This is a genomic window from Psychrobacillus sp. NPDC096426, assembly GCF_044762745.1.
GTDB lineage: Bacteria > Bacillota > Bacilli > Bacillales_A > Planococcaceae > Psychrobacillus.
This window is the reverse complement of the sequence record NZ_JBIWEX010000016.1, coordinates 81,770-103,862: the sequence shown is the minus strand read 5'-3', so window position 1 is coordinate 103,862 and position 22,093 is coordinate 81,770. Positions and strand designations below refer to the sequence as shown.

General features: G+C 36.8%; 21 protein-coding genes and 1 pseudogene. 9 read left to right on the top strand and 13 right to left on the bottom strand.

Going from position 1 to position 22,093, the window contains the following annotated elements:
- Nucleotides 1–63 precede the first annotated feature (63 nt).
- A complete protein-coding gene (locus ACIQYS_RS14280) occupies nucleotides 64–1,419 on the top strand; it encodes a DL-endopeptidase inhibitor IseA family protein (RefSeq protein ID WP_402981219.1) in 1,356 nt (451 codons plus the stop codon).
- Nucleotides 1,420–1,674: 255 nt separating this feature from the next.
- On the opposite strand, the gene ACIQYS_RS14275 is transcribed toward ACIQYS_RS14280, so the two are convergent.
- Both ACIQYS_RS14275 and ACIQYS_RS14270 read right to left on the bottom strand, forming a co-directional pair.
- On the bottom strand, nucleotides 1,675–3,048 hold the full coding sequence (locus ACIQYS_RS14275; protein ID WP_402981216.1) for a DUF4179 domain-containing protein: 1,374 nt from the start codon (nucleotides 3,046–3,048) through the stop codon (nucleotides 1,675–1,677).
- Nucleotides 3,041–3,562: a sigma-70 family RNA polymerase sigma factor gene (locus ACIQYS_RS14270; protein WP_402981213.1), complete on the bottom strand. Its 522-nt coding sequence runs from the start codon at nucleotides 3,560–3,562 to the stop codon at nucleotides 3,041–3,043. The genes ACIQYS_RS14275 and ACIQYS_RS14270 overlap by 8 nt, the downstream gene beginning before the upstream one ends.
- Before the next feature lie 207 nt (nucleotides 3,563–3,769).
- Here ACIQYS_RS14270 and ACIQYS_RS14265 point away from each other — a divergent pair, with 207 nt between their 5' ends.
- The 5 genes from ACIQYS_RS14265 to ACIQYS_RS14245 all read left to right on the top strand — a co-directional run bounded on the left by ACIQYS_RS14265 (nucleotide 3,770) and on the right by ACIQYS_RS14245 (nucleotide 6,858).
- A complete protein-coding gene (locus tag ACIQYS_RS14265; protein ID WP_402981210.1) occupies nucleotides 3,770–4,591 on the top strand; it encodes an EcsC family protein in 822 nt (273 codons plus the stop codon).
- A 129-nt stretch (nucleotides 4,592–4,720) separates the two neighbouring features.
- On the top strand, nucleotides 4,721–5,155 hold the full coding sequence (locus tag ACIQYS_RS14260; protein ID WP_402981207.1) for a hypothetical protein: 435 nt from the start codon (nucleotides 4,721–4,723) through the stop codon (nucleotides 5,153–5,155).
- Nucleotides 5,156–5,193: 38 nt separating this feature from the next.
- The gene (locus ACIQYS_RS14255; RefSeq protein ID WP_402981204.1) at nucleotides 5,194–5,427 is read left to right on the top strand and encodes a YfhD family protein; all 234 of its coding nucleotides are present in this window, start codon (nucleotides 5,194–5,196) and stop codon (nucleotides 5,425–5,427) included.
- Nucleotides 5,428–5,592: 165 nt separating this feature from the next.
- Nucleotides 5,593–5,901 carry an ArsR/SmtB family transcription factor gene (locus ACIQYS_RS14250; protein ID WP_402981201.1) on the top strand — a complete coding sequence of 103 codons (309 nt, stop codon included), beginning with the start codon at nucleotides 5,593–5,595 and terminating at the stop codon, nucleotides 5,899–5,901.
- A gap of 12 nt (nucleotides 5,902–5,913) precedes the next feature.
- Nucleotides 5,914–6,858 (top strand): cation diffusion facilitator family transporter, encoded by a 945-nt coding sequence (locus tag ACIQYS_RS14245; RefSeq protein ID WP_402981198.1) that lies wholly within the window; start codon nucleotides 5,914–5,916, stop codon nucleotides 6,856–6,858.
- A gap of 784 nt (nucleotides 6,859–7,642) precedes the next feature.
- Here the strand turns inward: ACIQYS_RS14245 and ACIQYS_RS14240 are convergent.
- Both ACIQYS_RS14240 and ACIQYS_RS14235 read right to left on the bottom strand, forming a co-directional pair.
- Nucleotides 7,643–8,062 (bottom strand): pyridoxamine 5'-phosphate oxidase family protein, encoded by a 420-nt coding sequence (locus tag ACIQYS_RS14240; protein ID WP_402981195.1) that lies wholly within the window; start codon nucleotides 8,060–8,062, stop codon nucleotides 7,643–7,645.
- A gap of 252 nt (nucleotides 8,063–8,314) precedes the next feature.
- Nucleotides 8,315–9,187, bottom strand: a complete 873-nt coding sequence (locus ACIQYS_RS14235) for a patatin-like phospholipase family protein (protein WP_402981192.1) — start codon at nucleotides 9,185–9,187, stop codon at nucleotides 8,315–8,317.
- Between the two features lie 263 nt (nucleotides 9,188–9,450).
- Here ACIQYS_RS14235 and ACIQYS_RS14230 point away from each other — a divergent pair, with 263 nt between their 5' ends.
- On the top strand, nucleotides 9,451–10,716 hold the full coding sequence (locus tag ACIQYS_RS14230; RefSeq protein WP_402981189.1) for an Nramp family divalent metal transporter: 1,266 nt from the start codon (nucleotides 9,451–9,453) through the stop codon (nucleotides 10,714–10,716).
- A 52-nt stretch (nucleotides 10,717–10,768) separates the two neighbouring features.
- Here ACIQYS_RS14230 and ACIQYS_RS14225 read toward each other — a convergent pair whose 3' ends face one another.
- The 3 genes from ACIQYS_RS14225 to ACIQYS_RS14215 all read right to left on the bottom strand — a co-directional run bounded on the left by ACIQYS_RS14225 (nucleotide 10,769) and on the right by ACIQYS_RS14215 (nucleotide 12,925).
- Complete coding sequence (locus ACIQYS_RS14225) at nucleotides 10,769–10,948, bottom strand: hypothetical protein (RefSeq protein WP_402981186.1); 180 nt, start codon at nucleotides 10,946–10,948, stop codon at nucleotides 10,769–10,771.
- A gap of 72 nt (nucleotides 10,949–11,020) precedes the next feature.
- On the bottom strand, nucleotides 11,021–12,118 hold the full coding sequence (locus tag ACIQYS_RS14220; protein WP_402981183.1) for a threonine aldolase family protein: 1,098 nt from the start codon (nucleotides 12,116–12,118) through the stop codon (nucleotides 11,021–11,023).
- 90 nt (nucleotides 12,119–12,208) lie between these two features.
- Entirely contained in the window at nucleotides 12,209–12,925 is a 717-nt protein-coding gene (locus tag ACIQYS_RS14215) for a gamma-glutamyl-gamma-aminobutyrate hydrolase family protein (protein ID WP_402981180.1), read from the bottom strand.
- 154 nt (nucleotides 12,926–13,079) lie between these two features.
- On the opposite strand from ACIQYS_RS14215, the gene ACIQYS_RS14210 reads away from it, so the two are divergent.
- Nucleotides 13,080–13,961: an SDR family oxidoreductase gene (locus ACIQYS_RS14210; RefSeq protein ID WP_402981175.1), complete on the top strand. Its 882-nt coding sequence runs from the start codon at nucleotides 13,080–13,082 to the stop codon at nucleotides 13,959–13,961.
- 94 nt (nucleotides 13,962–14,055) lie between these two features.
- Here the strand turns inward: ACIQYS_RS14210 and fabF are convergent, their stop codons facing one another.
- The 4 genes and pseudogenes from fabF to ACIQYS_RS14190 form a co-directional block, all read right to left on the bottom strand.
- Nucleotides 14,056–15,291, bottom strand: a complete 1,236-nt coding sequence (gene fabF / locus ACIQYS_RS14205) for a beta-ketoacyl-ACP synthase II (protein ID WP_402981172.1) — start codon at nucleotides 15,289–15,291, stop codon at nucleotides 14,056–14,058.
- A gap of 14 nt (nucleotides 15,292–15,305) precedes the next feature.
- Complete coding sequence (locus tag ACIQYS_RS14200) at nucleotides 15,306–15,869, bottom strand: TetR/AcrR family transcriptional regulator (protein WP_402981246.1); 564 nt, start codon at nucleotides 15,867–15,869, stop codon at nucleotides 15,306–15,308.
- Between the two features lie 108 nt (nucleotides 15,870–15,977).
- Nucleotides 15,978–16,817 (bottom strand): annotated as a pseudogene (locus tag ACIQYS_RS14195) (aldo/keto reductase).
- Between the two features lie 6 nt (nucleotides 16,818–16,823).
- A complete protein-coding gene (locus ACIQYS_RS14190; protein ID WP_402981169.1) occupies nucleotides 16,824–18,026 on the bottom strand; it encodes an MFS transporter in 1,203 nt (400 codons plus the stop codon).
- Between the two features lie 172 nt (nucleotides 18,027–18,198).
- On the opposite strand from ACIQYS_RS14190, the gene ACIQYS_RS14185 reads away from it, so the two are divergent.
- Entirely contained in the window at nucleotides 18,199–18,573 is a 375-nt protein-coding gene (locus tag ACIQYS_RS14185; RefSeq protein ID WP_402981166.1) for a winged helix-turn-helix transcriptional regulator, read from the top strand.
- An 873-nt stretch (nucleotides 18,574–19,446) separates the two neighbouring features.
- Here the strand turns inward: ACIQYS_RS14185 and ACIQYS_RS14180 are convergent.
- Together ACIQYS_RS14180 and yhbH are read right to left on the bottom strand one after the other, a co-directional pair.
- A complete protein-coding gene (locus ACIQYS_RS14180) occupies nucleotides 19,447–20,844 on the bottom strand; it encodes a SpoVR family protein (protein ID WP_402981163.1) in 1,398 nt (465 codons plus the stop codon).
- 20 nt (nucleotides 20,845–20,864) lie between these two features.
- The gene (yhbH, locus tag ACIQYS_RS14175) at nucleotides 20,865–22,028 is read right to left on the bottom strand and encodes a sporulation protein YhbH (protein ID WP_402981160.1); all 1,164 of its coding nucleotides are present in this window, start codon (nucleotides 22,026–22,028) and stop codon (nucleotides 20,865–20,867) included.
- Between the last annotated feature and the right edge of the window lie 65 nt (nucleotides 22,029–22,093).

Sequence of the window (22,093 nt, the reverse complement as noted above, 5' to 3'; positions counted from 1 at the left end):
AGGAACTCCATGCTTTGCGTCTAATGAAATAGTAGAAAAAATACATTCTTTGGAGGGTTATGTATGGGCAAGGTTGGAAAAAAGCTTTTAGTTATCGGATTATTTGTTCTGTTACTTTGTATTCCTTTTTCTCAAAACGCTGTAATGGCTTCAAATGTTCAAACTACAAAACAAACGAATGAGTTAACAACGAAACAAGCAGCTAGCTTGGCAATTGAGTTCAATAAAATATCCAATTACGTGCAACGAGGAGGAGAATACAAAAAGGGAGAATACAAAACTTTTTCATACAATAAAAAAACGTACCGCTATTTATCCAGCTCTATCGACACAAAAAAGAAATTAATGAGCTATTTAGAAAAAGTGTTAGTTTCTTCGGAAGCAGAGCAATTTATCAAAAGCCGAGGAATTATCGAGTACAAGGGCAAATTGGCACAAGTTGAAGCAGATGGCGGCTCTTTATTGCAATGGGAAAAAGCCACTGCTCAGTTTATAAAAACAGAGAAAAATACGCAGCATTACCGTATAATTGTTCCCGTATGGAATACAAATGAAAAGCAAAATTTTATAGTGGAGTATCAATATGTGAACAAAGCTGGTTGGAAAATTAGTAAGGAACCTAAGCAAGAGAAAAATACAGCAATTACAGAAAAATTAGCCGTTGAACTGGCAGCGAAGTTTGAAGCAACCATATCACACGTTCAAGCTGGTGGAGATTACGTGACAGGTGAATACAAAACATTTCCACTTAATGGAGTTACGTATCGTTACCTTTCCAGTAAAATTGATACAAATACAAAATTAATGAATTACTTAACCCAATCAATGACTGCATCTGCTGCAGAGCAATATATAAAAGATAGCGGTATTATTGAGTATAAAGGTAAACTTGCTCAGGTTGAAGCGGATGGCGGTTCTCTATTGGAATGGACAAAAGCTACAGCTGAATTCCTTAAGTCTGATAAAAACACAACATTTTATCGGATAAACGTTCCCCTTGGAGAGACGAAAGAAAGATATATGTATATTGTAGAATATCAATTAGTAGACAAAGTAGGCTGGAGAGTCAGCAAAAAACCTTATATGGATTTGGATATTCCAGGTAATACAAATCCAATTTCCATTCTGTTCAATTATTTACTGATTGACTCAAAAGTAGCACAAAATCAATTTCTTCCATACTCTTCTTTTAATGTGTCAGAGTTTAAAAAAGGAATCAAAAAATTGGAATTGACTAGTTTAAAAGAAATCGGAAGAAATAGCTCACAAGTGGAATTTATCGTCAAAATTAATGCAACACTTGAAAATGATTATAATGGTCCTTTAGTGAGTGGTGAAAACAAGTTGTATTTCACTGTTCAACCAACCGATTACATGGAATTTAAAATTGATCAGGTTGGTATTGTGAATATGTATTAAAAAGCAAATTAGAAATACCGTGGATTTCCGCTACATCGAACGCTTTTTGCGGGCATAAGTCCGCCTCCTGCGTTCTAATCAACTAATATGGATCTATTCATATGCAGCATTTATTATTAGAATGTCGATTATTTGAATCTTGAGCGGTGCTTTGGGTAGAACGTCGACTAAAGTCTTACCGAATTAACTTTAAGAGGGATGTGAAGTGACAAGCTACTTCTCATCCCTCTTTTTCAGTTATCACTTGACTGTTGATTATTTAATTTCTATCTTTACATCTTCTTCTATCCAGGAAGGGTAAAAATCGAGATCCAAGCGAATTGGATTTGTAAAAGTTGTGAATGCGGGTAATTCAAATTCGAATTTCTGCCCCACTTCAGGATCGTTCATCACTGTTCCTCTCACACGATTAATAGAGCCAGGTGTACGCTCTTCAGGAACTAAATAAAATTCTTTTCCTTTAGCATCTATAAATTTATTAAAGTGAACCATATTCTTATCGTATTCCTTATCGACTTGCACTATAAAACTGACTTTATTATCCTTCACTTGCAAGTTAGAGAATATCGATTTTGAAGGCTGTTCCAAAAACTCTTTAGCTTCGGTATCGATTAAAATATGGGCTTCATCTTTATGCATTGCCGCTACTTTTCCAAAGGTTAATGTTAATTCCTTAGGATCATGGAAATAAAAACTTTCCATAAGTGGGACTTCCCACAAGTTTCCTTTAGGTAGTACTTTAAATGAATTTCCAGGCATAGCAGACCAAGTCCTACCCATTTCATCTACAAGCTTTAATTCATCAAATGCTCTCGCCAGAAGCTTCTTTGAATTATTAGGATCTTCCTCTAATCTAACGATCGTCCTTATTGGATTAACGATTATCTGCTTTAGTTTAATACGTTGTCCTTCAATTGTAACTTCTTTATCCACTTCAATACTTTTATTCTCTACATCCATTAATTTATAATTGAATGGAATATTAAAATGTTCCACCTTATCTCCATTTTTTATACCCATCCCCCAAGAGGAAGCGTTTGAAAATGTCACTCTTTCTATAGTTTCCACTCCGCTATAAAAGTTCGCTCCCGCTTTTGGTGTCAAATTCAAAACATAATTACTTAGATCAAGACGATAGCGAGGATTCATTCCTGAGGATAATTGCAGATACTTTAATTCAAGAGTGCTCAAATCCATTTCTTTCGAATGAACAGAATAAAAAACGACCATTCCTTTTTTGTCTGCAATTACTCCATCTAGAGTCACCGTAATACCGTTCTTTTCCTGAGAGAGATTTATTGGCTGATAAAAATCATTTTCTATAGCTGCAGTCAAACCTTTATCTTGCTGAATAAGTGCAACAATACGATCCATCCCCGGAATAGATGCAACCTTGCTAGCGAATACAGGAGATACAGAGATCGAAGTGACAAATGAGATGAGAAGGATTGCTGCAATTACTATCGACCATGTACTCCGTTTTATGATCTTGGTTCTTTTTAACGCTTGTTCTTTTTTTGCTCTCTCGAAACCACTTCTTACGGCAAAATGTAACTTTTCCTTTGATACTTCGACTTGATCAATTGATTTCTTCCTTTGCTCTAATTTCTTTTCTTCCTCTTCAAACACGTTTCATCTCCCCTTTCTCTTCAAATCCTGCCCGAAGTGCTCGCAATGCTTTATGTAGTCGTGTTTTAATCGTTCCTTCAGGTGTATCCCACAAGCGCGCGATGTCCTTTATTTTGACATCCTCAAAATATTTCAAATGCAATAATTCTCTATCGTAATCGGATAAACTTAATAGTGCTTCCTCAACCTCTAAAAAAGTGAAATCTTCGCATACTCCTTGCATGCTAAGTATTCTTTCCTCCAACACTTCCCTCTTACTTTTTTGTATAACATCTTGACAATAGTTCATCATAATACGGATGAGCCATGTCTTAAAGTAAGCAGGCTCCTTCACTTTTTTTATACTACGATAAGCCCTATATGTCACTTCTTGAACTGCTTCTAGTGCATCTACTTCGTTTTTCAAATAAGAGAACGCTGTTCGATATAATGCTTCCTGATAGGTATGCATTAGTTCTAAAAATGCATCTGCATCACCTTTAATCGCTTTCTTCGCCAGTTGCTTTTCACTCAAAATTTCACCCCGTTTCAATTGTGCTTATCTATTAGACCTACAACTAGGAAAAAAGTTTTGAACAAATGGTTAATATATATACGTAATCAGTTAATACTCAAGTTTGTCAATGATACTAGACATATTGCATAGTTATAAACTCACATTCGAAACTTTTTACTCGCAAATTCGTAAGTTGAGTATACAAAGAAAGAGGCGAAACTAAAAGTGCATGGTTCTAAAGAATGGTTACTGGAAGAATTAAAAAAGGTGGAAGATTGGGAGAAAGAACAAAGTGATTTATGGTTTTGGGAGAAGCTTGGTCGCCTGCCGTTTAAAATAATGGATAAATGGACACCCACTTTTATTCAAAATAAAATAGGTATCCTTATAGATGAGCTTGGACAATACATTCAAACAGGTGGAAGCTATTTAAGTTCCACATCCAAAATAGCCTCCTACTATCCAGATTTAGGAGTACGATCATCGGAGGAAGTAAACAAACTACCTATACCCCAAATGGATGTTGCTGTAGATAAACTTACTGGAAACAGAAAAAAACTAGCTACTCTTCAAGGCGCTAGCACAGGTATTGGGGGTATTTTTACACTAACAATCGATATCCCCCTTCTTCTAGGTTTACAATTAAAAACTTTACAAGATATTGCAATTTGCTATGGCTATGATCCAAATGACAAAAAAGAGCGTTTGTTTATTATTAAATGCCTTCAATTTGTCTCTGCTGACATAATTGGAAAAGAAGCAATTCTTACACAGTTATCACTATTTGATCAACCGGATGAAGATGCAAAGAGAGAAATATTATCCGAATTACAAGGTTGGCGTGAAGTTATGTTCACGTACCGCGATCAATTCGGATGGAAAAAGCTATTTCAGATGATTCCAATTGCCGGCCTTGTTTTTGGTGCATTCATTAACCGATCTGCTATAAACGATATAGGTGAAGCAGGTAAAATGCTTTATCGTAAAAGGAAAATTATCGAAAGACTTGAGAATAGTACAAACAACGACATTTCTCCCGAAAAATAAATAATCTCTCCTACTTTTCCTTCATTTCTTCTCATTACTTAAGAAGATATGCTAAAAATGAATTTATTACGCGTCAAATAGGATATACTATTATTATAGACCGTAAATAAAAGATGAGGAGGTATGAATATGTCAGTTGCTAGTGAAGCATCTCAAGTAAACCTGGATTTTTTAATTAATGATTTGGGCCTTCGACAAGTATCAAATACCGCCCTGTTTCGAAAGGGAAATATATTAGTTATTTCCCCATCTGTTCAAAACAAATCGAACACATTTGAGCTCGGTGAATCACTTATGAAAAAATATGATCCCGAAACGGATGAAGGATATTTACTCATTCGTATAAAAGAAAAGTTTTTAATGGCAAAGCTTCATCCTTTTCAAAGAAAAATGATGACAGCAGAAACGGAAAAGAGTACAAAAAGTAAACCTTCTTTTTGGAAATTCAATGTCATTGAATCCATTATTCCACGTATAGAAAATAATGGAGACCGTGAGCTATCATATAAAATCCAGGCTCCGACTTCAAGACAATTAGTTTCTTTTTTTAATAAAGTAAAATAAATTGCACTGAGAATATATTCTCAGTGTTTTTGTTTTTTATGATTAAAATAACAGATCAGTGCCATATTAGTATAGAACGAAAAACAGAAAGGAGAATTAACATCGGTAGAGACAATAAGCAAGGTAAAAGCAAAAACAAAGACACACTTCCCCAAACACCTAAAAACCAGAAAATAAAACCAAGTAACGTTCAGGAAGAATATGCTGCGGAGTTTGCAGAACTTCCAGGAAACACTACAAAGAAAAAAAGCAAGCAAAAAAAGCCTCAATAAAAAGAGGCTTTTTTTGCTCGTGCAATTTAATACCGTTTTATTACATATTTTATTTCCCCTTATACTTATGAATGCTGTTATATCATTGACCATCTTTCTAGTTAGAGCGTATAATATGTGCATGAGCATATGTTCATATACAATTAACGAAAGCGAGAAACTCTAATGGAAAAACAAAATCATGCATTCTTAGCTCCGAATACAGTAGATGAGGCTTCCCGTGTTTTCAAAGCACTAGCAGACCCAACTCGAATTAAAATATTATATTTACTATCTCAAGAAGAATGCTCGGTAAGTCATATTACGGAAGTATTGAATATGACACAGTCGGCTGTTTCGCACCAATTAAGTTTACTAAGAAATTTACGTCTTGTTAAATATAGACGAGATGGAAATACTTTTTACTACACTTACGACGATGAACATGTGATTACCATTTTGAATCAAGTCATTTCACATATTGAATGCAAATAAGGAGGAAAATATATGGGTCATCACCATCATCATGGTCACGACCATCACGGACATTCTCACAGTCATTTTGAGGAGTCTCGGAAAGGAAATAAAAAAGGGTTACTAATTGCTTTATTTATTACGACTGGAATTATGTTTTTAGAGTTCTTTGGAGGCTTATTCACAAATAGCTTGGCGTTATTATCCGATTCTGGACATATGCTAAGTGATGCAAGCGCTTTGCTTTTAAGCCTAGTAGCCATATGGTTTTCTTCAAAAGCACCTTCACCTCTCAAAACATTTGGAGGTTATCGCTTTGAAATATTAGCTGCATTATTTAATGGGATTACTTTATTTATTATTGCTGGATTTATTGTTTGGGAAGCATTTGGTCGCTTTATCGAACCCCAAACAGTTGCAAGCGGAGCAATGATGCTAATTGCTGCAATCGGGTTGTTCGCAAATCTAGTGAGTGCTTGGGCTTTAATGCGGAAAGGCGATGTGAAGAACAATGTAAATTTACGTGGTGCTTACTTACACGTTCTTGGAGATGCTTTAGGATCCATCGGTGCGATAGTAGCAGGAATTCTTATGCTATTATTTGATTGGTTCATCGCTGATCCTATTATTTCCGTCCTCGTTGCATTATTAATTTTGAGAAGTGCATGGGGGCTTATCAAGCATTCTGTTCATATCTTAATGGAAGGAACACCAATCTCCATCGATCAAACCAAAGTAAAGGCTGAATTAGAAAAAATTGAGGGTGTCATTAATGTCCACGACCTTCATATATGGACGATTACTTCTGGATTAGACTCATTAAGCTGTCACATTGTCATTGATGATGAAAAGAATAGCCAACATATCCTCCAACAAGCCATAAACAAATTAAGAGAGACATTCCATATAGATCATGCAACAATTCAAATAGAGACCGAAGAGATCAAACACAGTAAATTGAATTGTCATTTGAAGTAAAATTTTTACCTGTATTTTAGCAAGTTGATTAAAGTTTCCGCAATGATTTTCGTTACAGGGCGGACGCTTTCCGCGGGGGGAGCGATGAACCTTCATCGACGCTACGCATGCGCTGTGAAGTTTCATCTGTCTCACTTCATCCCGCTGGAGTCGCCGCCCTTCCGCGAAAATCAATGAAGCTTGCTGACTAATTAGATTCTCGCTTTATAAACCAAAAGTTTTATTAGTATCGAAGTAGAAAATCCATCATTAGTAGTATCTCGTAAAAAAACTTATCCAGTAAATGGATAAGAGTAACCAACTGGTCATAGAAAGCAACTAGTTCTATTAGGTAAGCAACCAATTTATGTACGGAAGCAATCATTTCTCAAATCAAAGAGCCTACTTGATAGGAGACGACCATTAATATAATAAAAATATACATTATTTAGTAATTTATAACATAGTGAAGTTCATGTTCACTTTCTAATATTTCTTTTTGGTTTGTTTAGCTAAACGCTAATTAGCTAGCATATTTCGTTTATTGCAGCGGAAGGCGGTGACTATAGCCAAGGCCAACAGGATGTTGGTCACGAAGGCGTTGTCACAGAATGTGGCCCTCTTAGCCTTTGTTCCTCTGTGAGACAGATGAGCCATCACAACGTACGCGTAAGCGGCGGCGAGAATCGGCGGCTGGTAGTTTCCTAAAGCATAAAAACAGGTGTAGAATAATGCTCAATTTACACCTGCTTCAATTTATGAACCTATATTGGCAGCCCCTTACATTACATGGTTTGGTGGCCTTTTAAATTTCTACAATTTGAGGTTCTTCCCCTTTTATGTTCATAACTCGGATTTGTGTAGGGGTAATTTTTAAAATTATTAGATTGGGATCTTCAGGTCCGTCAAACCAGCCTTTTAATGCATTGTTCCATACTTTTTTCTTCATACTCTCATCATCATATTCTTCGACAGTTCCTTCTATTTCTAAGAAAGCATCGCCTAATCCTTTTCCTTCATATCCTAAAAGAATATGAGTGTTTGGATTTTTTTGGATTTCTTCCACTTTGTGCGTCTTTTTACTTGTCGCTGTGTAGAGAATGAAATCATCGTTAAAGAAGGTCATATAACGGGAATGTGGTTTGTTTTGTTCAATCGTCGCCATCGTACCAATCAAGCTATCCTTCAATATTTTTTGTGCAATTTCTTTCGCGTTTTTTGCCATGAATCAATCTCTCCTTTTAATGACTTTCACTCTTATTGTTCCCTTTTAGACGCAAATTATTAGTTACCACTAAGATGTAGGGCATTGTCTGCGCTTTTTAGCAAGAGTCTCACATCTCCACACTAAATCCAATATTATGTAGTTTTTTGAGACGACGATGAAGTCGTGCCGTAAGAGCCGCAGTCATGAAACCCACTCGAGCGCAGCACGAGTATAACGGCACAACATAGGGATTTAATGAATAAATAGGAATCACCATGTTTTTAAAAATTGTGTAGCCCGGTTCCTCCCTTTTTCTAATAGATTCGCTTTCATTTCCCTATCTAAATCAAACTGCGTGGCGCTATATTCATCAACAGGTATAAAAATAACATTCTTCTCCAGTTTACGAGAAATATATCTTTCATCATGTGCATTTTTCATCGTGGAAAAAAGTGCTTCAAATAATTGTAAACCATTTTTAATTTTATGAGGTTGCATCTCCTCCGAGCTACTGCTTAGCTTCAATCCAAGAATAGGACGCTCTTTGTTTCCATTATCAAAAATCCACATTGGGAAATTGCTTAATACCCCTCCGTCCACAATAATCGTGTCTCCAGAATCAACCCTCATTTTAACCGGTTCAAAGAAAAAAGGAATGCCACAGCTCATACGCAGAGCCCTAGCAACAGGAAAGCTTTCTGGAGATACTCCGTACCGCTCGAGATCATCAGGAAGCACCATCATTTTCCCGTTCGTTAAATCGGATGCAACAAGCTTCAAAGACCCTGAAGGTAAATCAGAAAATGAATAGACGCCTTTCACCGCTAATTTTTCCAAAAACCAGTTTTCTAAAGCTTTCCCTTGGTATAAACCTAATCCCCAATACAATTTCATCCATTTCATAAATGGAATGGGAAGTACTGTTTTACGCGGATCCAGTAGAGTTTGGAAATCTTGTTCCACCATTATTTTTTCTATTTCCTTCCCAGTATATCCTGCAGCTATAAAACACGCTAAGATACCACCAGCACTCGTTCCTGCAACCCGTTTGAATTTGTATCCCTTTTCTTCTAATACTTGAAAAGCGCCTACTAGCGCAATACCTTTCATTCCCCCACCCGAAAATACCCCATCGATTAACATACATGACCTACTCCCTTTTTCATGTCGTTAGAACAATGTAAGAGAAATAGAGAGGAATTAGAACAATATCCGACAGTTATTTTGCGCATTATTCAAATATATCAGAATCTTATATTGCTATAACTAATATTACTAGTTATAATTAAACAAGATTCAAATAACGTACTTATGTACATTATGCGTACAAAATGGGATGAATGTTCTCAAATACAAAATGTAAGAGGTTACAATTTTCGAACTTACATAAAAAAAGGGGATAAAATATGACACTGGAAATTAATCAAAACTTACTTCCACCACAAACATTGGGTGAAAAGCTAAAAAGTATAGGTCCTGGAATTGTTGTTGCAGCAACTGGAGCTGGAACAGCGGATTTAATAACTTCTCTCGTAATCGGGACACAATTTGGGATGACGTTCGTTTGGGCAATTATCGTTGGATCTGTACTAAAGTATTTTTTAAATGAAGGGGTTGGAAGATTATACTTAGCAACTGGCCAAACGATTTTAGAAGGCTGGCACCAACTTGGTAAATGGGCTACTGGTTATTTCGGAGTCTATTCAATTATATGGGGATTCGTATATGGAGCAGCCGCTGCATCCACATCTGGGATGGCAATGCATGCAATGTTTCCAATCATGCCAGTTTGGGCATGGGCTATTATTCATGGAGTTGTTGGATTTATCTTAATTTGGGTTGGACGTTATCTATTATTTGAAAAAGTAATGACTGTGTTAATAGGGGTTATGTTCGTAACAATCATTGGTACAGCAGCTTTGTTTTTACCAAGCTTCGGTGAATTTTCATATGGTTTAGTTCCACGCGTACCTCAAGGTTCCTTTATCTTAATGCTTGGATTAGTAGGTGGTGTTGGAGGTACTATTACAATGGCCTCTTATGGGTATTGGTTAAAAGAGAAAGGCTGGAACGGGAAACAGTGGATTTCTGCTATGCGTACAGATGCAAAAATTGCCTATATACTGACTGGGCTATTCACATTTGCAGGACTAATCATTGGAGCCCAATTTTTAGCTGGTTCCGGTGTTAGTATTCGAGATGATGAAGGATTAGTAAAATTAGCAAATATGCTAGGGGCTGAGTTTGGTACTCCGATGAGATGGATGTTCTTAGTTGCTTTCTGGTCTGCTGCCTATTCCTCCCTTCTTGGTGTTTGGAATGGTGTTCCTTATCTTTTTGCTGACTTTGTTAAAACAGTACGTAAAAAGAAAAAGGCTGTTAAAGCTGAAGTATCTACCAAAGATCCTGCATACCGTTTTTACTTATGCTGGCTTACTTTTCCACCGATGATTTTATTTTATTTTGGTAAACCAGTTGAACTTATTATTCTTTACGGAGCTTTAGGTTCTCTATTTATGCCGTTTCTAGCAGCTTCTTTACTTTTTCTATTGAATTCGAAAAGAGTGGCAAAAGAGTCGAGAAATAAGTGGGTTCCTAATGCTATATTAATTGGTTGTCTCGTTATGTTTGGTTTTCTAGGTATTCAAGAACTTGTTAAAATTTTTAGTTAACCAATAGAAACAACCGAACGGTGAGGGCATGTTGCCCTCACCGTTTTTTTTATCAAATATTTAATCTAGAAGGATTATCCTTATTGGTAGGTTTACCTTTGTTTTCGTTATCATTGTTTGTCTTTGCTTCTTTATTTTGACCTCTTACATCTAAATCATCTGGACTTACATCATATCCAAACCCATATTCTTCACGATCTAAAGATTTTCTCGGATTTTTACCTTTTGTCATGAATCTTCACCTCCATGACAAATAATTTGTGCAATTGAACATTTTTTATTCATGGGTAACCAATTGCTCAACTTAAACTTGAGATTTTCTTAGTTTTTCATCAAGTAATTGAAATACTTGCTTCAATTTTTCTTTTGATAGAATTGCATACTGATTACCAACATTCACTTCAAAACAACATGACTTTTGTGTTACTTCTTTTAAATAGCCTGTTAATCCGATACTCGTTTCCGCATATAACTCTGCTAGTATAGGTTCTACCTGTTCTCTAGATGCTTGAAAATGGACATGAAACATATTAGAAACAGGTATCAAGGGGATAGTTGAAACGGTCTCACATGAATTGAAAAAGGCAGCAAGTTCTAAAGCGTCCTGATAAAACTGATTCATCTTCTGTTCATTTTCATCGAAATAATAATTAGCACTTAAGATATATGGGTATAAACTGATCAAGTCCCCGCCATGTCGTCTTTTCCATATTTTCGATTCATCGGTAAACGCTTTGTCACCTGCGAGAATAGCTCCGGCAACTCCTCCAATGCCTTTATAAAATGATACATATACGCTATCAAAGAGACTACAAATTTCAGCAGCTGTTTTTTCATAATAAGGTAGTATCTCAAAAAGTCGTGCGCCATCCAAATGTAGTCTAATTCCTTTGTCGCGGCAATACGTAGAAATTTTTTCTATTGTTTCATAATCAGGCAATTGACCGCCAATCTCCCGCTGAGGCAATTCAAGTAATATACAAGCAACCTCTTCATACATATTCAATACATCTGCTAACTCTATTAATCTATCTTTGTCTGCTAACAAAACAGACTGGATATGATGCAATTCCTTTAGCCCATCTTCCTCATGTATTTCTAAATGGCAAAGTGGATGATATGCGACCTTTTTCAAACCTTTCTCATCACACCATATACGTAATGCAATTTGTTGGGCCATTGTTCCACTTGGGAAGAAAACTGCTTTTTCTTTCCCAAGATATTTAGCCATCTTTGTTTGAAATTCTTCGATAAGACTACCATTACCGTAAATATCACCTTCCTGCTTGTCATCCACCTTTTGCAAGGCATTCTTCAAGACTTGTATATCTCTCTTTCCGTGTCCTGATACTTGATAATTAGTTTCCTTAAATGCTTCGAGCAGTAATTTTGGTTCACTCATTTTATTGACCCCAGTCCATTTTTTGAATAATTGCAATACGTTCAATCTACAACAAATCTTGAACTCTTACAATCGAAAATTGTACTGTGTTTATATATTTTTTCGCTTTAAAGCAGCATGTATATAGGCTTTAAATACACGTTTTGAAGCGTCGTCACCGTCTACTGCGAATTCCTCTGGATGCCATTGAAAACCAAATGCAAAAGTATGCTTTGTACTTTCTACACATTCGATTATTCCATCGGTAGCTCTCGCAACAACCCGCAAATTTTCTCCTACTTTATTCACGGCTTGATGGTGAAATGAGTTTACTTTAAATTCATCTTCTTGTAATAATTCATATAGATGACTGTCTTTTTCTACTTTTACTGGGTGGGATCTATGTGTACGAATCGCCTTTTGTAAATGCTGCATTACGGCTTCTTTCCGCTGAGAGTGAATAGATTGATAAAGCGTTCCTCCTGTAACGACATTTAACATATGAAGTCCTCGACAAATACCTATATATGGTTTGTCTAATTCGAGCATTTTCTGTACAAGAGCAAACTCCATTTGATCCAAATGAGGTGTGATTCTACCTAGATGAATATGTGGTTCAGCATTGTAATAAGATGGATCGATATCTTCTCCTCCTGTAACAAAAAGGCCATCGATTTGTTTTGCTAGTTCGTCTGTATCTTCTTCTGGTAAAAGCGGTATTAATACTGGAATCCCTCCAGCTTGTATAATTGCTTGTCCATAGACGGGAGGCATAAAATAGTTGCCATCGTCTTTCACTTCTGCCGTTATTCCAATGATTGGTTTCATTTAAGTATCCTTCTTTCATTTATGTATATCAGATGGATATATACCCTTTTTGGGTATAAGAAAAACGAAACTTATAATTCCGATAATCACTTTCGGAAGTTTGTTTTTTTCTAAGGAGGGAATAATAAAATTACCACTTAAAAGGAGGATTTCCATGACAACAGATAAATATGCAAAAATCGATCAAGAGGTTTCTGGTCAAACTCAAAACCAACAACCTGGAACGGAGACAGAAATGACTCCCCAACCAATTTATGATGATTCAAATTATAGAGGCTCTGGGAAACTGAACGGTAAAGTAGCACTTATTACAGGCGGTGACAGCGGAATTGGAAGAGCAGTTTCCGTAGCTTTTGCCAAAGAGGGTGCGAATGTTGCCATTGTATACTTGGATGAAAATGAACAACAAGATGCTGAAGATACAATTAAAGCAATCGAAGAATACGGAGTCAAAGCGATGAAAATTAAAACAGATTTAAGCGATGATGAAAATTGCCAAAACACGGTGGATGAAGTAATTCAACAATTTGGCCAACTTAATATATTAGTGAACAATGCCGGAAAACAATTTCCTACAAATGACTTTTTGAAAATTACACCTGATCAGTTACAAGAAACATTTTCAACGAATATCTATTCAATGTTTTATCTGACACAGGCTGCGTTACCTCATATGGCGAAGGGAGATACGATTATAAATACTTCTTCCATAACGGCATACAATGGATCACCAGAACTTATCGACTATTCCGCAACAAAAGGGGCAATTACTGCATTTACTCGCTCCCTTGCACTGCATTTAATAGAGAAAGGAATACGCGTAAACGCTGTGGCACCTGGTCCCATTTGGACCCCGCTTATCCCTGCCACTTTCGATAAGAAGCAAGTGCAGCAACATGGCGCTGATACGCCTATTGGTAGACGTGGTCAACCTGCTGAACTTGCACCTGCCTATGTACTTTTAGCTTCTGCTGATTCTAGTTATATGACAGGACAAACGATTCATGTCGATGGCGGAAACTTTGTTGGTTCATAACATCATAGTCACGGAAAAGAAGCTTTTGCTAGTGCAAAAAGCTTCTTTTTTGTTTTTTCGTGTTCATAGGGTGATTGTTCTCATTCAACCATTTTTAATCAACAATTTTCTTGAAGGCTAGCACAGCGTTATGCCCACCAAAGCCGAAACCATTTGAAAGCGCATAGTTTATTTCTGTTTCCACAGCTTCGTTTGGAACGTAATTCAAGTCACACTCTTCGTCCGGGGTTTCATAATTGATGGTAGCTGGTGCAATATTTTCTAACATACTTTTAAGTGTGATAATTGCCTCAATTCCACCTGCTGCACCAAATAAATGACCAGTCATTGATTTTGTAGAACTTACTTTCAAATCATACGCATGATCGCCAAAAACAGCTTTAATCGCTTTTGTTTCTGATTTATCACCTTCAGGAGTACTTGTTCCGTGTGCATTAATATAATCAATTTTCGTAGGATCAATTTGCGCCATTTCTATAGCTAACTTCATCGCTCTTGCTGCGCCGTCGAAATCTGGTGATGTAATATGGAATGCATCTGTTGTTGAACCGTATCCTACAATTTCACCTAATATGGTTGCTCCACGCTTTTTAGCATGTTCATATTCTTCCAGAACTAAGATGCCTGCTCCTTCCGACATAACAAATCCATCACGATTCTTATCGAAAGGACGACTAGCTTTTTCAGGAGCATCATTTAACGTAGACATCGCTCGCATTCTAGAAAAGGCAGCAAAGGATAATGGATTTATAGATGCCTCTGCTCCACCTGCCACGATTACGTCCGAATAACCATGTAAAATATTTACATAGGCTTCTCCTATTGCATGATTCGATGTTGCACAAGCAGAGACTGGTGAAAAACTTGGACCTTTAAAACCATATTTAATCGCAATAATCCCAGTTGCCATATTACTAATCATCATCGGGACCATAAATGGAGATACTCTTCTTGCCCCTTTCTCTAGTAGCAATTGATGATTCTCAAGGGTCGTGTTAATGCCCCCAATTCCCGAGCCAACATAAACACCTATTCGTTCTTTATTTACTGTATCTAAGTCTAATTTCGATTGAGCTAACGCTTGTTTTGTTGCTGCATAGGCGTATTGCGTATACAAATCGTATTTTCCTAATTCCTTCTTATCTAAGTATTCTTCCGCTGGAAAGTCGTGAATAATCCCAGCAATTTGTGTGTTAATTTCTTTAAATTCATCGGATTCAATTTTTTTGATACCGGATTTACCTTCTTTAATATTTTTCCATAATGTATCTATATCGTTTCCTAGTGGAGAAACGACTCCATATCCTGTTACAACCACTCGACGTTTCATTCATATCCTCCTCATTATCTCTTTTTAATATTTCCATTTATAAGCAGTTTTAATTGAGCAATTACAGTTATATATAAGTTTTCTCCCAATATTCGATTATATTGGAGTGCACCTTTTACACTTGAAATGAGTAGTGCTGCAAGTCCTTTTGTATCCTGTGTTACTTGAAGGCTACTTTCTTCTAATAATTTTATCACATATTCAATTTCTAAGTGGCTCAATTGTTGTACACTCGCTTGCATAGTCACTGGCAAAAAGTTATAGTCTGTTTGCATTGAAGAGATCGGACAAATTTCGTTTGGACTTATTTGTTCAGCTCTACTAGAAATAAATTCCCATATCTTATCTTCTATATTTATTTTTGTATTAGCTATTTCTATATAGGAATGGTCTAATCCTTTTTTTATCCTTGCGCAAATCGCAAGACCTAAGTCCTCCTTTTTCTCGAAATGGTAATGAATGCTCGCTTTCGTTACACCAATTTCTTTTGCTAAATCATCGTAACTAAAAGATAAATAACCTTTTTCCCGAATATTTCTAAGCGCAATTTCAATGATCTGTGATTTTCTATTTTCCATAGACAAATATTAACTTACTAGTAGGTAAGTGTCAATTCAACACAAATATGTCCCTGTAATTGAAACAATTCGGAATTGTATCCGAATTGTTTGCATCACAGGGACGGTTTAAAAAACAAAGTTATCTGGGTCTGGTCCTACTCGGTGATCCTCATTCAAACTGTCGATATACTCTATATCTTCTTTTGTTAATTCGAAATCAAACACGTCTGCGTTTTCTACAATTCGATGTGCTTTCGTCGATTTCGGAATTGTTATAACACCACTTTGTTAATGCCAGCGTAAAATGATTTGAGCTACTGATTTCCCATATTTGATTGCAATTTCTTGAAGCGCTTCATTGTCTAGCAATTGTCCTTGCATAAGTGGAGCCCATGCTTCTACTTGAATATTATTTTCCTTACAGAATGATTTGAGCTCTATTTGAGTTAAACGTGGATGAGATTCCACTTGGTTTATCATTGGTTTTATTTCCGCATCTTTGATCAAATCTTGTAGGTGATGTATTTGAAAATTACTTACACCAATTGCTTTTACTCGCCCTTCTTTATACAGCGTTTCTAATGCTCGCCATGCCTCTTTATATTTACCTGCAACTGGCCAGTGAATGAGATACAAATCTAAATAATCTAATCCTAGCTTGGTTATGCTTTCTTCATAAGCGGCGATCGTTGATTCATATCCTAGCTCTGAATTCCAAACTTTTGAAGTAATAAAAAGGTCCTCTCTCTCAATGTCTGTTGTTTCTATTGCTTCACGTATGCCCTGCCCCACTCCAACTTCATTGCCGTAAATAGCTGCTGTATCTATACTTCTATAACCATATAAAATCGCCGTTTTTACAGCATCTATAAGTTCTTGTCCCTCTTCCACTTGAAATACACCTAACCCTAACAAAGGCATTTCCACATTATTATTCAACGTTGTTATAGATTGTAAATTTTTCATCATTAATCATTCCTCCAACCTTAGTTTTTGTTTATCTTTTCTATCCAGCATTCGACTAATTCCCGTTAATAGTACCGCAAGCAAAACCATTACTGCTCCAATCCAAGTAGTATGAATAAGCCCAATAGATTGTGCTACCATTCCACCTAAATACGCACCAATTGCAATTCCCGCATTAAATGCTGCAATATTCATAGCAGAGGCAACATCAACTGCACTTGGAACAAAACGCTCCGCTAACATGACTACATACACTTGAAGACCAGGGACGTTCATAAATGCAAACAAGCCCATGAGGATAATTGTTATGAACCCAGCAACTTTAAATGGTGCTGTCAATGCTAAAATGAGTAACACGATCGCTTGTGCGATAAACATATAGAATAGAGAACTAATCGGGTTTTTATTTGATAGCTTTCCACCTATCATATTACCGATTGCAATCGCAACCCCATAAATAAGTAGAATAATTGCAATTGAACTTTGCTTAAATCCAGTTATCGACTGCAGCAACGGGGATAAGTAGGTGAATACGACAAATGTTCCTCCATAACCAAGCGCTGTAATGCATAAAACTAATAGTATCCGACTATTCGTCACCAGTTTCACTTGATCTCGAATTGTGGTTGGATTACCTTTCCTTAAATCCGATGGCACAAGTATACTATTAGCGACAAATCCAATAATCCCTATCAAAACAATCGCCACAAAAGCGAATCGCCAACCAAACTGCTGACCTATAAATGTACCAAATGGAACGCCTGTAATTGTAGCAACAGTTAGCCCTGTAAACATAATGGAAATCGCGCTCGCTCTGCGATCTTCTGGTACTAAGTCAGCGGCAATAGTCGATCCAATTGACATAAATACCCCATGTGAAAATGCGGAAATGACACGGGCAACTAGTAAAACCGTCACACTTGTTGCACTTGCAGCAATGCCGTTCCCTATGATAAAGACTACCATTATCCATAACAGTAATGTTTTACGCGGCATTCTGGATGTAAGTGATGTTAAAATTGGTGCTCCAAACATTACCCCTAATGCATATAGCGAAACAGTAAGTCCCGCTGTTGTAATCGATATATTTAAATCCTGAGAAATTAACGGTAAAAGTCCCACACTAACAAATTCAGTCGTTCCAATGGCAAATGCACTTACAGCTAATGCAAGTAGTGCAAACATACTTCGTTTTTTTTCTAGCTTCATTTTTTCTCTTCCCTTCTTTTTTAGTGCTGTGTGAGCAAACATTGTGTAAATCCACCAGCAAATGTTATTATGATTTATAAGGGTCCAAAAGAAAAGTACGCACTTTTAAGTTATATAGGAACCCAAAAGTTATATAGGTACTTTTTAGTTCCTATTGAAAAGGAGAAGAAAAATGACAAAAAAGAAATATAATATATCAGTTGAGGCAACATTAGAAGTAATCGGTGGCAAGTGGAAATGTGTCATTCTGTGTCATTTAACCCATGGAAAAAAACGAACTAGTGAATTGAAGCGTCTTATGCCCGATATCACACAAAAAATGCTGACACAGCAGTTAAGAGAATTAGAAGCAGATGGGGTTATTAACCGAATTGCTTACAACCAAGTACCACCAAAAGTAGAATACGAATTGAGTGAGTATGGTTTAAGTTTAGGAAGCATTTTGGATGCGTTATGCGCATGGGGAGAAGTCCATATAACGAAAGTATATGGAGATAAGTTTTCTGTCTTAGAAGATAATATTTTAAACGATAAGCTAAAAAGCTAATACTTTGGCATAAAATGTCTTAGAGCATTCAATTGTACTGGGACAGCAACTAAATCGACTAGGAAAACAACTCTGTGGTCAGCGCGCATAGGTGCGTTGTATAGAAAAACTGCGTCGTAAGGTGACCGCTATGATTTTCGCAGCAGTCGGACGCTTTCCGCCGGGTAAGCGATGAGCCTTCACCGCCGCTACGCGTACGTTGTGAAGTCTCATTTTGCTCACTTATCCGGCAGGAGTCGCCGCCTGCAGCGAAAATCAATGGAAATTGCTTGCTTACTCCATAACAACTCGATAAAAACAGGATTTTATACAGTTTATGGAATGTTTGTATCCAGTAAATGGCTTAAGGCAACTAATTGAAATTGAAAGCAACCAGTTCTACTCGGAAAGCAATCAAATCAGCACGAGAGCAACCAAATTGCTAGTGAAAGCAATCAATTCTTATGATAACAAGTTTACTTGGAGTAAGACGAAGATGAATACTAGATGCCACTCCAAAAAGTTCGATAAAGCAAACTTTACCCTAGTAAATGCACCATTTATTTGAAAATAGCACTTTCCTAATAGTTATCATAACTTTTGAGTAGTGGATTTGTTCAATTTATAGAAAATTGGCAATAAATTTTGATGGATTAGAGCGGAAGGGCGGCGACTCCAGTGGGATGAAGTGAGACAGATGAAACTTCACAGCGCACGCGTAGCGTCGGTGAAGGTTCATCGCTCACCCCACGGAAAGCGTCCGCCCTGTAGCGAAAATCATTGCGGACATTTTTTTCAACTTGCTAAGACGCTTTATCTCTATAAAATGTCTCTGAGCAACCATTAAATAAACGAGATCCCAATAATTTGGAATCTCGTTTTTGGTGTATTCAGTTAGACGACTTTACGGGATACTTTCTTCCCATCATATGCATAAACAGTTGGCTTTTCGTCCACTACTGTTTCCATATGCACATTTCTTCCCCATAGCTGATAAATATAAGGAAGTACATTTTCTAAATAATGAGGATCCAGTTCTGTTCCCTCATACCCATGCTTTAAATACAGCTCTCCATTCCTAGCGTAGTCACCATCTTCCACTACGATATAAGGAAAACTTCCATTCGTTCGCATCGACACTAGTTGATCCCTAACATTCTCATGGTCTTTGTCAGTAACTTCATAGTTCCCTTTCTTTTTTTCAAACAAATAGAGATCCTCTTGCTTCACCAGTTCTTTTGTTAAATAGTTTCGAATAAATGAAATATCTGATTCAATTTCCCGTACTTCGAATATTTTTTCCCTTCCTGTGTTAGGCTTTATCCCTAACCGTTTCATTTCTTCTGTCGGGTTATCATACCTATTTTCAATATCCTCGAAGATTTTTAATCCTAAATAGTATGGATTAATACTCGTTGGAGAAGGCTGGACAACATTTGCATTTAGTTTTGCAAATTCAATTGTCTCATCTGTCGTTAAATCCATTTCTCTTAGAATCCGTTGATGCCAGTAGGATGCCCAACCTTCGTTCATAATTTTGGTTTCTAGTTGTGGCCAAAAGTAAAGCATTTCTTCTCGCATCATCGTTAAAATATCTCTTTGCCATTCTTCTAATTCCCGGCTATATTCTTGTATGAATAGCAGTAAATCTTTTTCGGGATTAGGAGGGAACTTTTTTCTCTTTGGAATCGTTATGTGCTTAGCACTAGCCGGTCGATCCATGTTCCATAAATCATCGTAAGGTGTTTTCCTTACAACCTCTTCTTCTTCCTCATCCAAGTTATAATCAGGCAGTTTAGGTCGGATGAGAGAAGGATCGATATGTTCCTGAATCGCGAGTATGGCGTCTAAAAAGCTTTCTACTTCTTCTTTGCCATAGATCATTTCATAATCTGCTATCCGTTCAGCGGTTGCTGTCATGCTTTCTAGCATATCTCGTCGTGTATTGGAAAAACGAACATTATTTTTAAAGAAATCGCAATGTGCAAGTACGTGTGCAATGATTAGTTTATTTTGGATAAGGCTATTGGTATCGAGTAAAAATGCATAACAAGGATTGGAATTAATAACGAGCTCGTATATTTGGCTCAATCCAAAGTCATACTGTATTTTCATTTTGTGAAATTGCTTACCAAAACTCCAATGCGTAAAACGTGTTGGCATTCCATATGCACCAAATGTATAAATAATATCAGCAGGGCAGATTTCATAACGCATTGGAAAATAATCTAGTCCAAAACCGGATGCTATTTCTGTTATCTCGGCAATTGCATGATGAAGCTTTGTATCCACTTAATAACCCCCCTTCCGTTTCAAAGTGATGCTTCGTATTTACGAAATAAACTCTTAAGCGCTTGATAAACATCACGATTTTCCTTTAGGACATAATGGCGAAATTTTGGATTTTCAATTTTCTTATACGTATTCATCAGTGTAGAGTATCTACTATGTGCATTTACCTCACCGTAGCCGAACATGCTGGAAATATCCATTAATTCATTGACCAGTTTAATGCATTTCTCGTTATCACTTGTCATATTTTCACCGTCGGAGAAATGGACCGGATAAATATTAAAACGAGCAGGATTATACTTTAGATGTATAAGTTCTAATGCCTTTAGATACGCAGATGAACAAATAGTTCCTCCACTTTCCCCTTTGGAAAAGAATGCTTCTTCTGACACTACTTTTGCTTCTGTATGGTGGGCAATGAACTCGATTTCTACTGTTTCATATTTAGTTCGTAAAAATCTGGCCATCCAGAAAAAGAAACTTCTAGCGCAGTATTTTTCAAAAGCACCCATGGAACCACTCGTATCCATCATCGCAAGGACAACTGCCTTGGATTCCGGTTTGGTCACTTCATCCCAAGTTTTAAAACGTAAGTCATCGTTATGAATTGGGGATATTTCCGCTTTTCCTTTCATCGCGTTACGTTTTATAGCCGTAATAATCGTCCGTTTCTTATCAATGTTCCCCATAAGTCCTTTTTTCCGAATGTCTTTAAATTCCACTTTATCAGTGACGATATCCATTTGTTCTTTTTGTTGTAAATTAGGTAGCTCCATCTCTTTAAATAAAGCACTTTCTAATTCTTCGATAGTCACTTCTGCTTCATAATAATCTTTTCCTGCCTGATCGCCAGCTTGTTTTCCTTTCCCTTGACCGGCTTCCCCTTCACCCGATCCTTTGGCAATTACATCCCCTACTTGGCTGTCCCCGTCTCCTTGGCCAACATGCTTTGTTTTGTCATAGTTGTAACGAATTTTATATTCGTCCAAAGAGCGGATAGGTATTTTAATAACATCTCGTCCATTTGACATAATAATACTTTCTTCACTTATTAAATCTGGCAAATTATCCTTAATGGCTTCTTTTACTTTATCCATGTGCCGCTTTTGATCTTGGTATCCTTTTCGATGGAGAGACCAGTTTTCCTGGGAGATAACAAATTGTTTTTCTTCTTTTTCACTCACTCTCATCAACACCTACCTATTTTTTATCTTATGCCAGAGCGCCAAAGTTATTGCCAATGTGTATA

Coding starts and splice junctions, on each gene's coding strand:
- ACIQYS_RS14280 (WP_402981219.1), top strand. CDS start 64: ATGGGCAAGGTTGGAAAAAAGCTTTTAGTTATCGGATTATTTGTTCTG.
- ACIQYS_RS14260 (WP_402981207.1), top strand. CDS start 4,721: ATGTCAGTTGCTAGTGAAGCATCTCAAGTAAACCTGGATTTTTTAATT.
- ACIQYS_RS14255 (WP_402981204.1), top strand. CDS start 5,194: ATGATTAAAATAACAGATCAGTGCCATATTAGTATAGAACGAAAAACA.
- ACIQYS_RS14250 (WP_402981201.1), top strand. CDS start 5,593: ATGGAAAAACAAAATCATGCATTCTTAGCTCCGAATACAGTAGATGAG.
- ACIQYS_RS14245 (WP_402981198.1), top strand. CDS start 5,914: ATGGGTCATCACCATCATCATGGTCACGACCATCACGGACATTCTCAC.
- ACIQYS_RS14240 (WP_402981195.1), bottom strand. CDS start 8,062: ATGGCAAAAAACGCGAAAGAAATTGCACAAAAAATATTGAAGGATAGC.
- ACIQYS_RS14235 (WP_402981192.1), bottom strand. CDS start 9,187: ATGTTAATCGATGGGGTATTTTCGGGTGGGGGAATGAAAGGTATTGCG.
- ACIQYS_RS14230 (WP_402981189.1), top strand. CDS start 9,451: ATGACACTGGAAATTAATCAAAACTTACTTCCACCACAAACATTGGGT.
- ACIQYS_RS14225 (WP_402981186.1), bottom strand. CDS start 10,948: ATGACAAAAGGTAAAAATCCGAGAAAATCTTTAGATCGTGAAGAATAT.
- ACIQYS_RS14220 (WP_402981183.1), bottom strand. CDS start 12,118: ATGAGTGAACCAAAATTACTGCTCGAAGCATTTAAGGAAACTAATTAT.
- ACIQYS_RS14215 (WP_402981180.1), bottom strand. CDS start 12,925: ATGAAACCAATCATTGGAATAACGGCAGAAGTGAAAGACGATGGCAAC.
- ACIQYS_RS14210 (WP_402981175.1), top strand. CDS start 13,080: ATGACAACAGATAAATATGCAAAAATCGATCAAGAGGTTTCTGGTCAA.
- fabF (WP_402981172.1), bottom strand. CDS start 15,291: ATGAAACGTCGAGTGGTTGTAACAGGATATGGAGTCGTTTCTCCACTA.
- ACIQYS_RS14200 (WP_402981246.1), bottom strand. CDS start 15,869: ATGGAAAATAGAAAATCACAGATCATTGAAATTGCGCTTAGAAATATT.
- ACIQYS_RS14190 (WP_402981169.1), bottom strand. CDS start 18,026: ATGAAGCTAGAAAAAAAACGAAGTATGTTTGCACTACTTGCATTAGCT.
- ACIQYS_RS14185 (WP_402981166.1), top strand. CDS start 18,199: ATGACAAAAAAGAAATATAATATATCAGTTGAGGCAACATTAGAAGTA.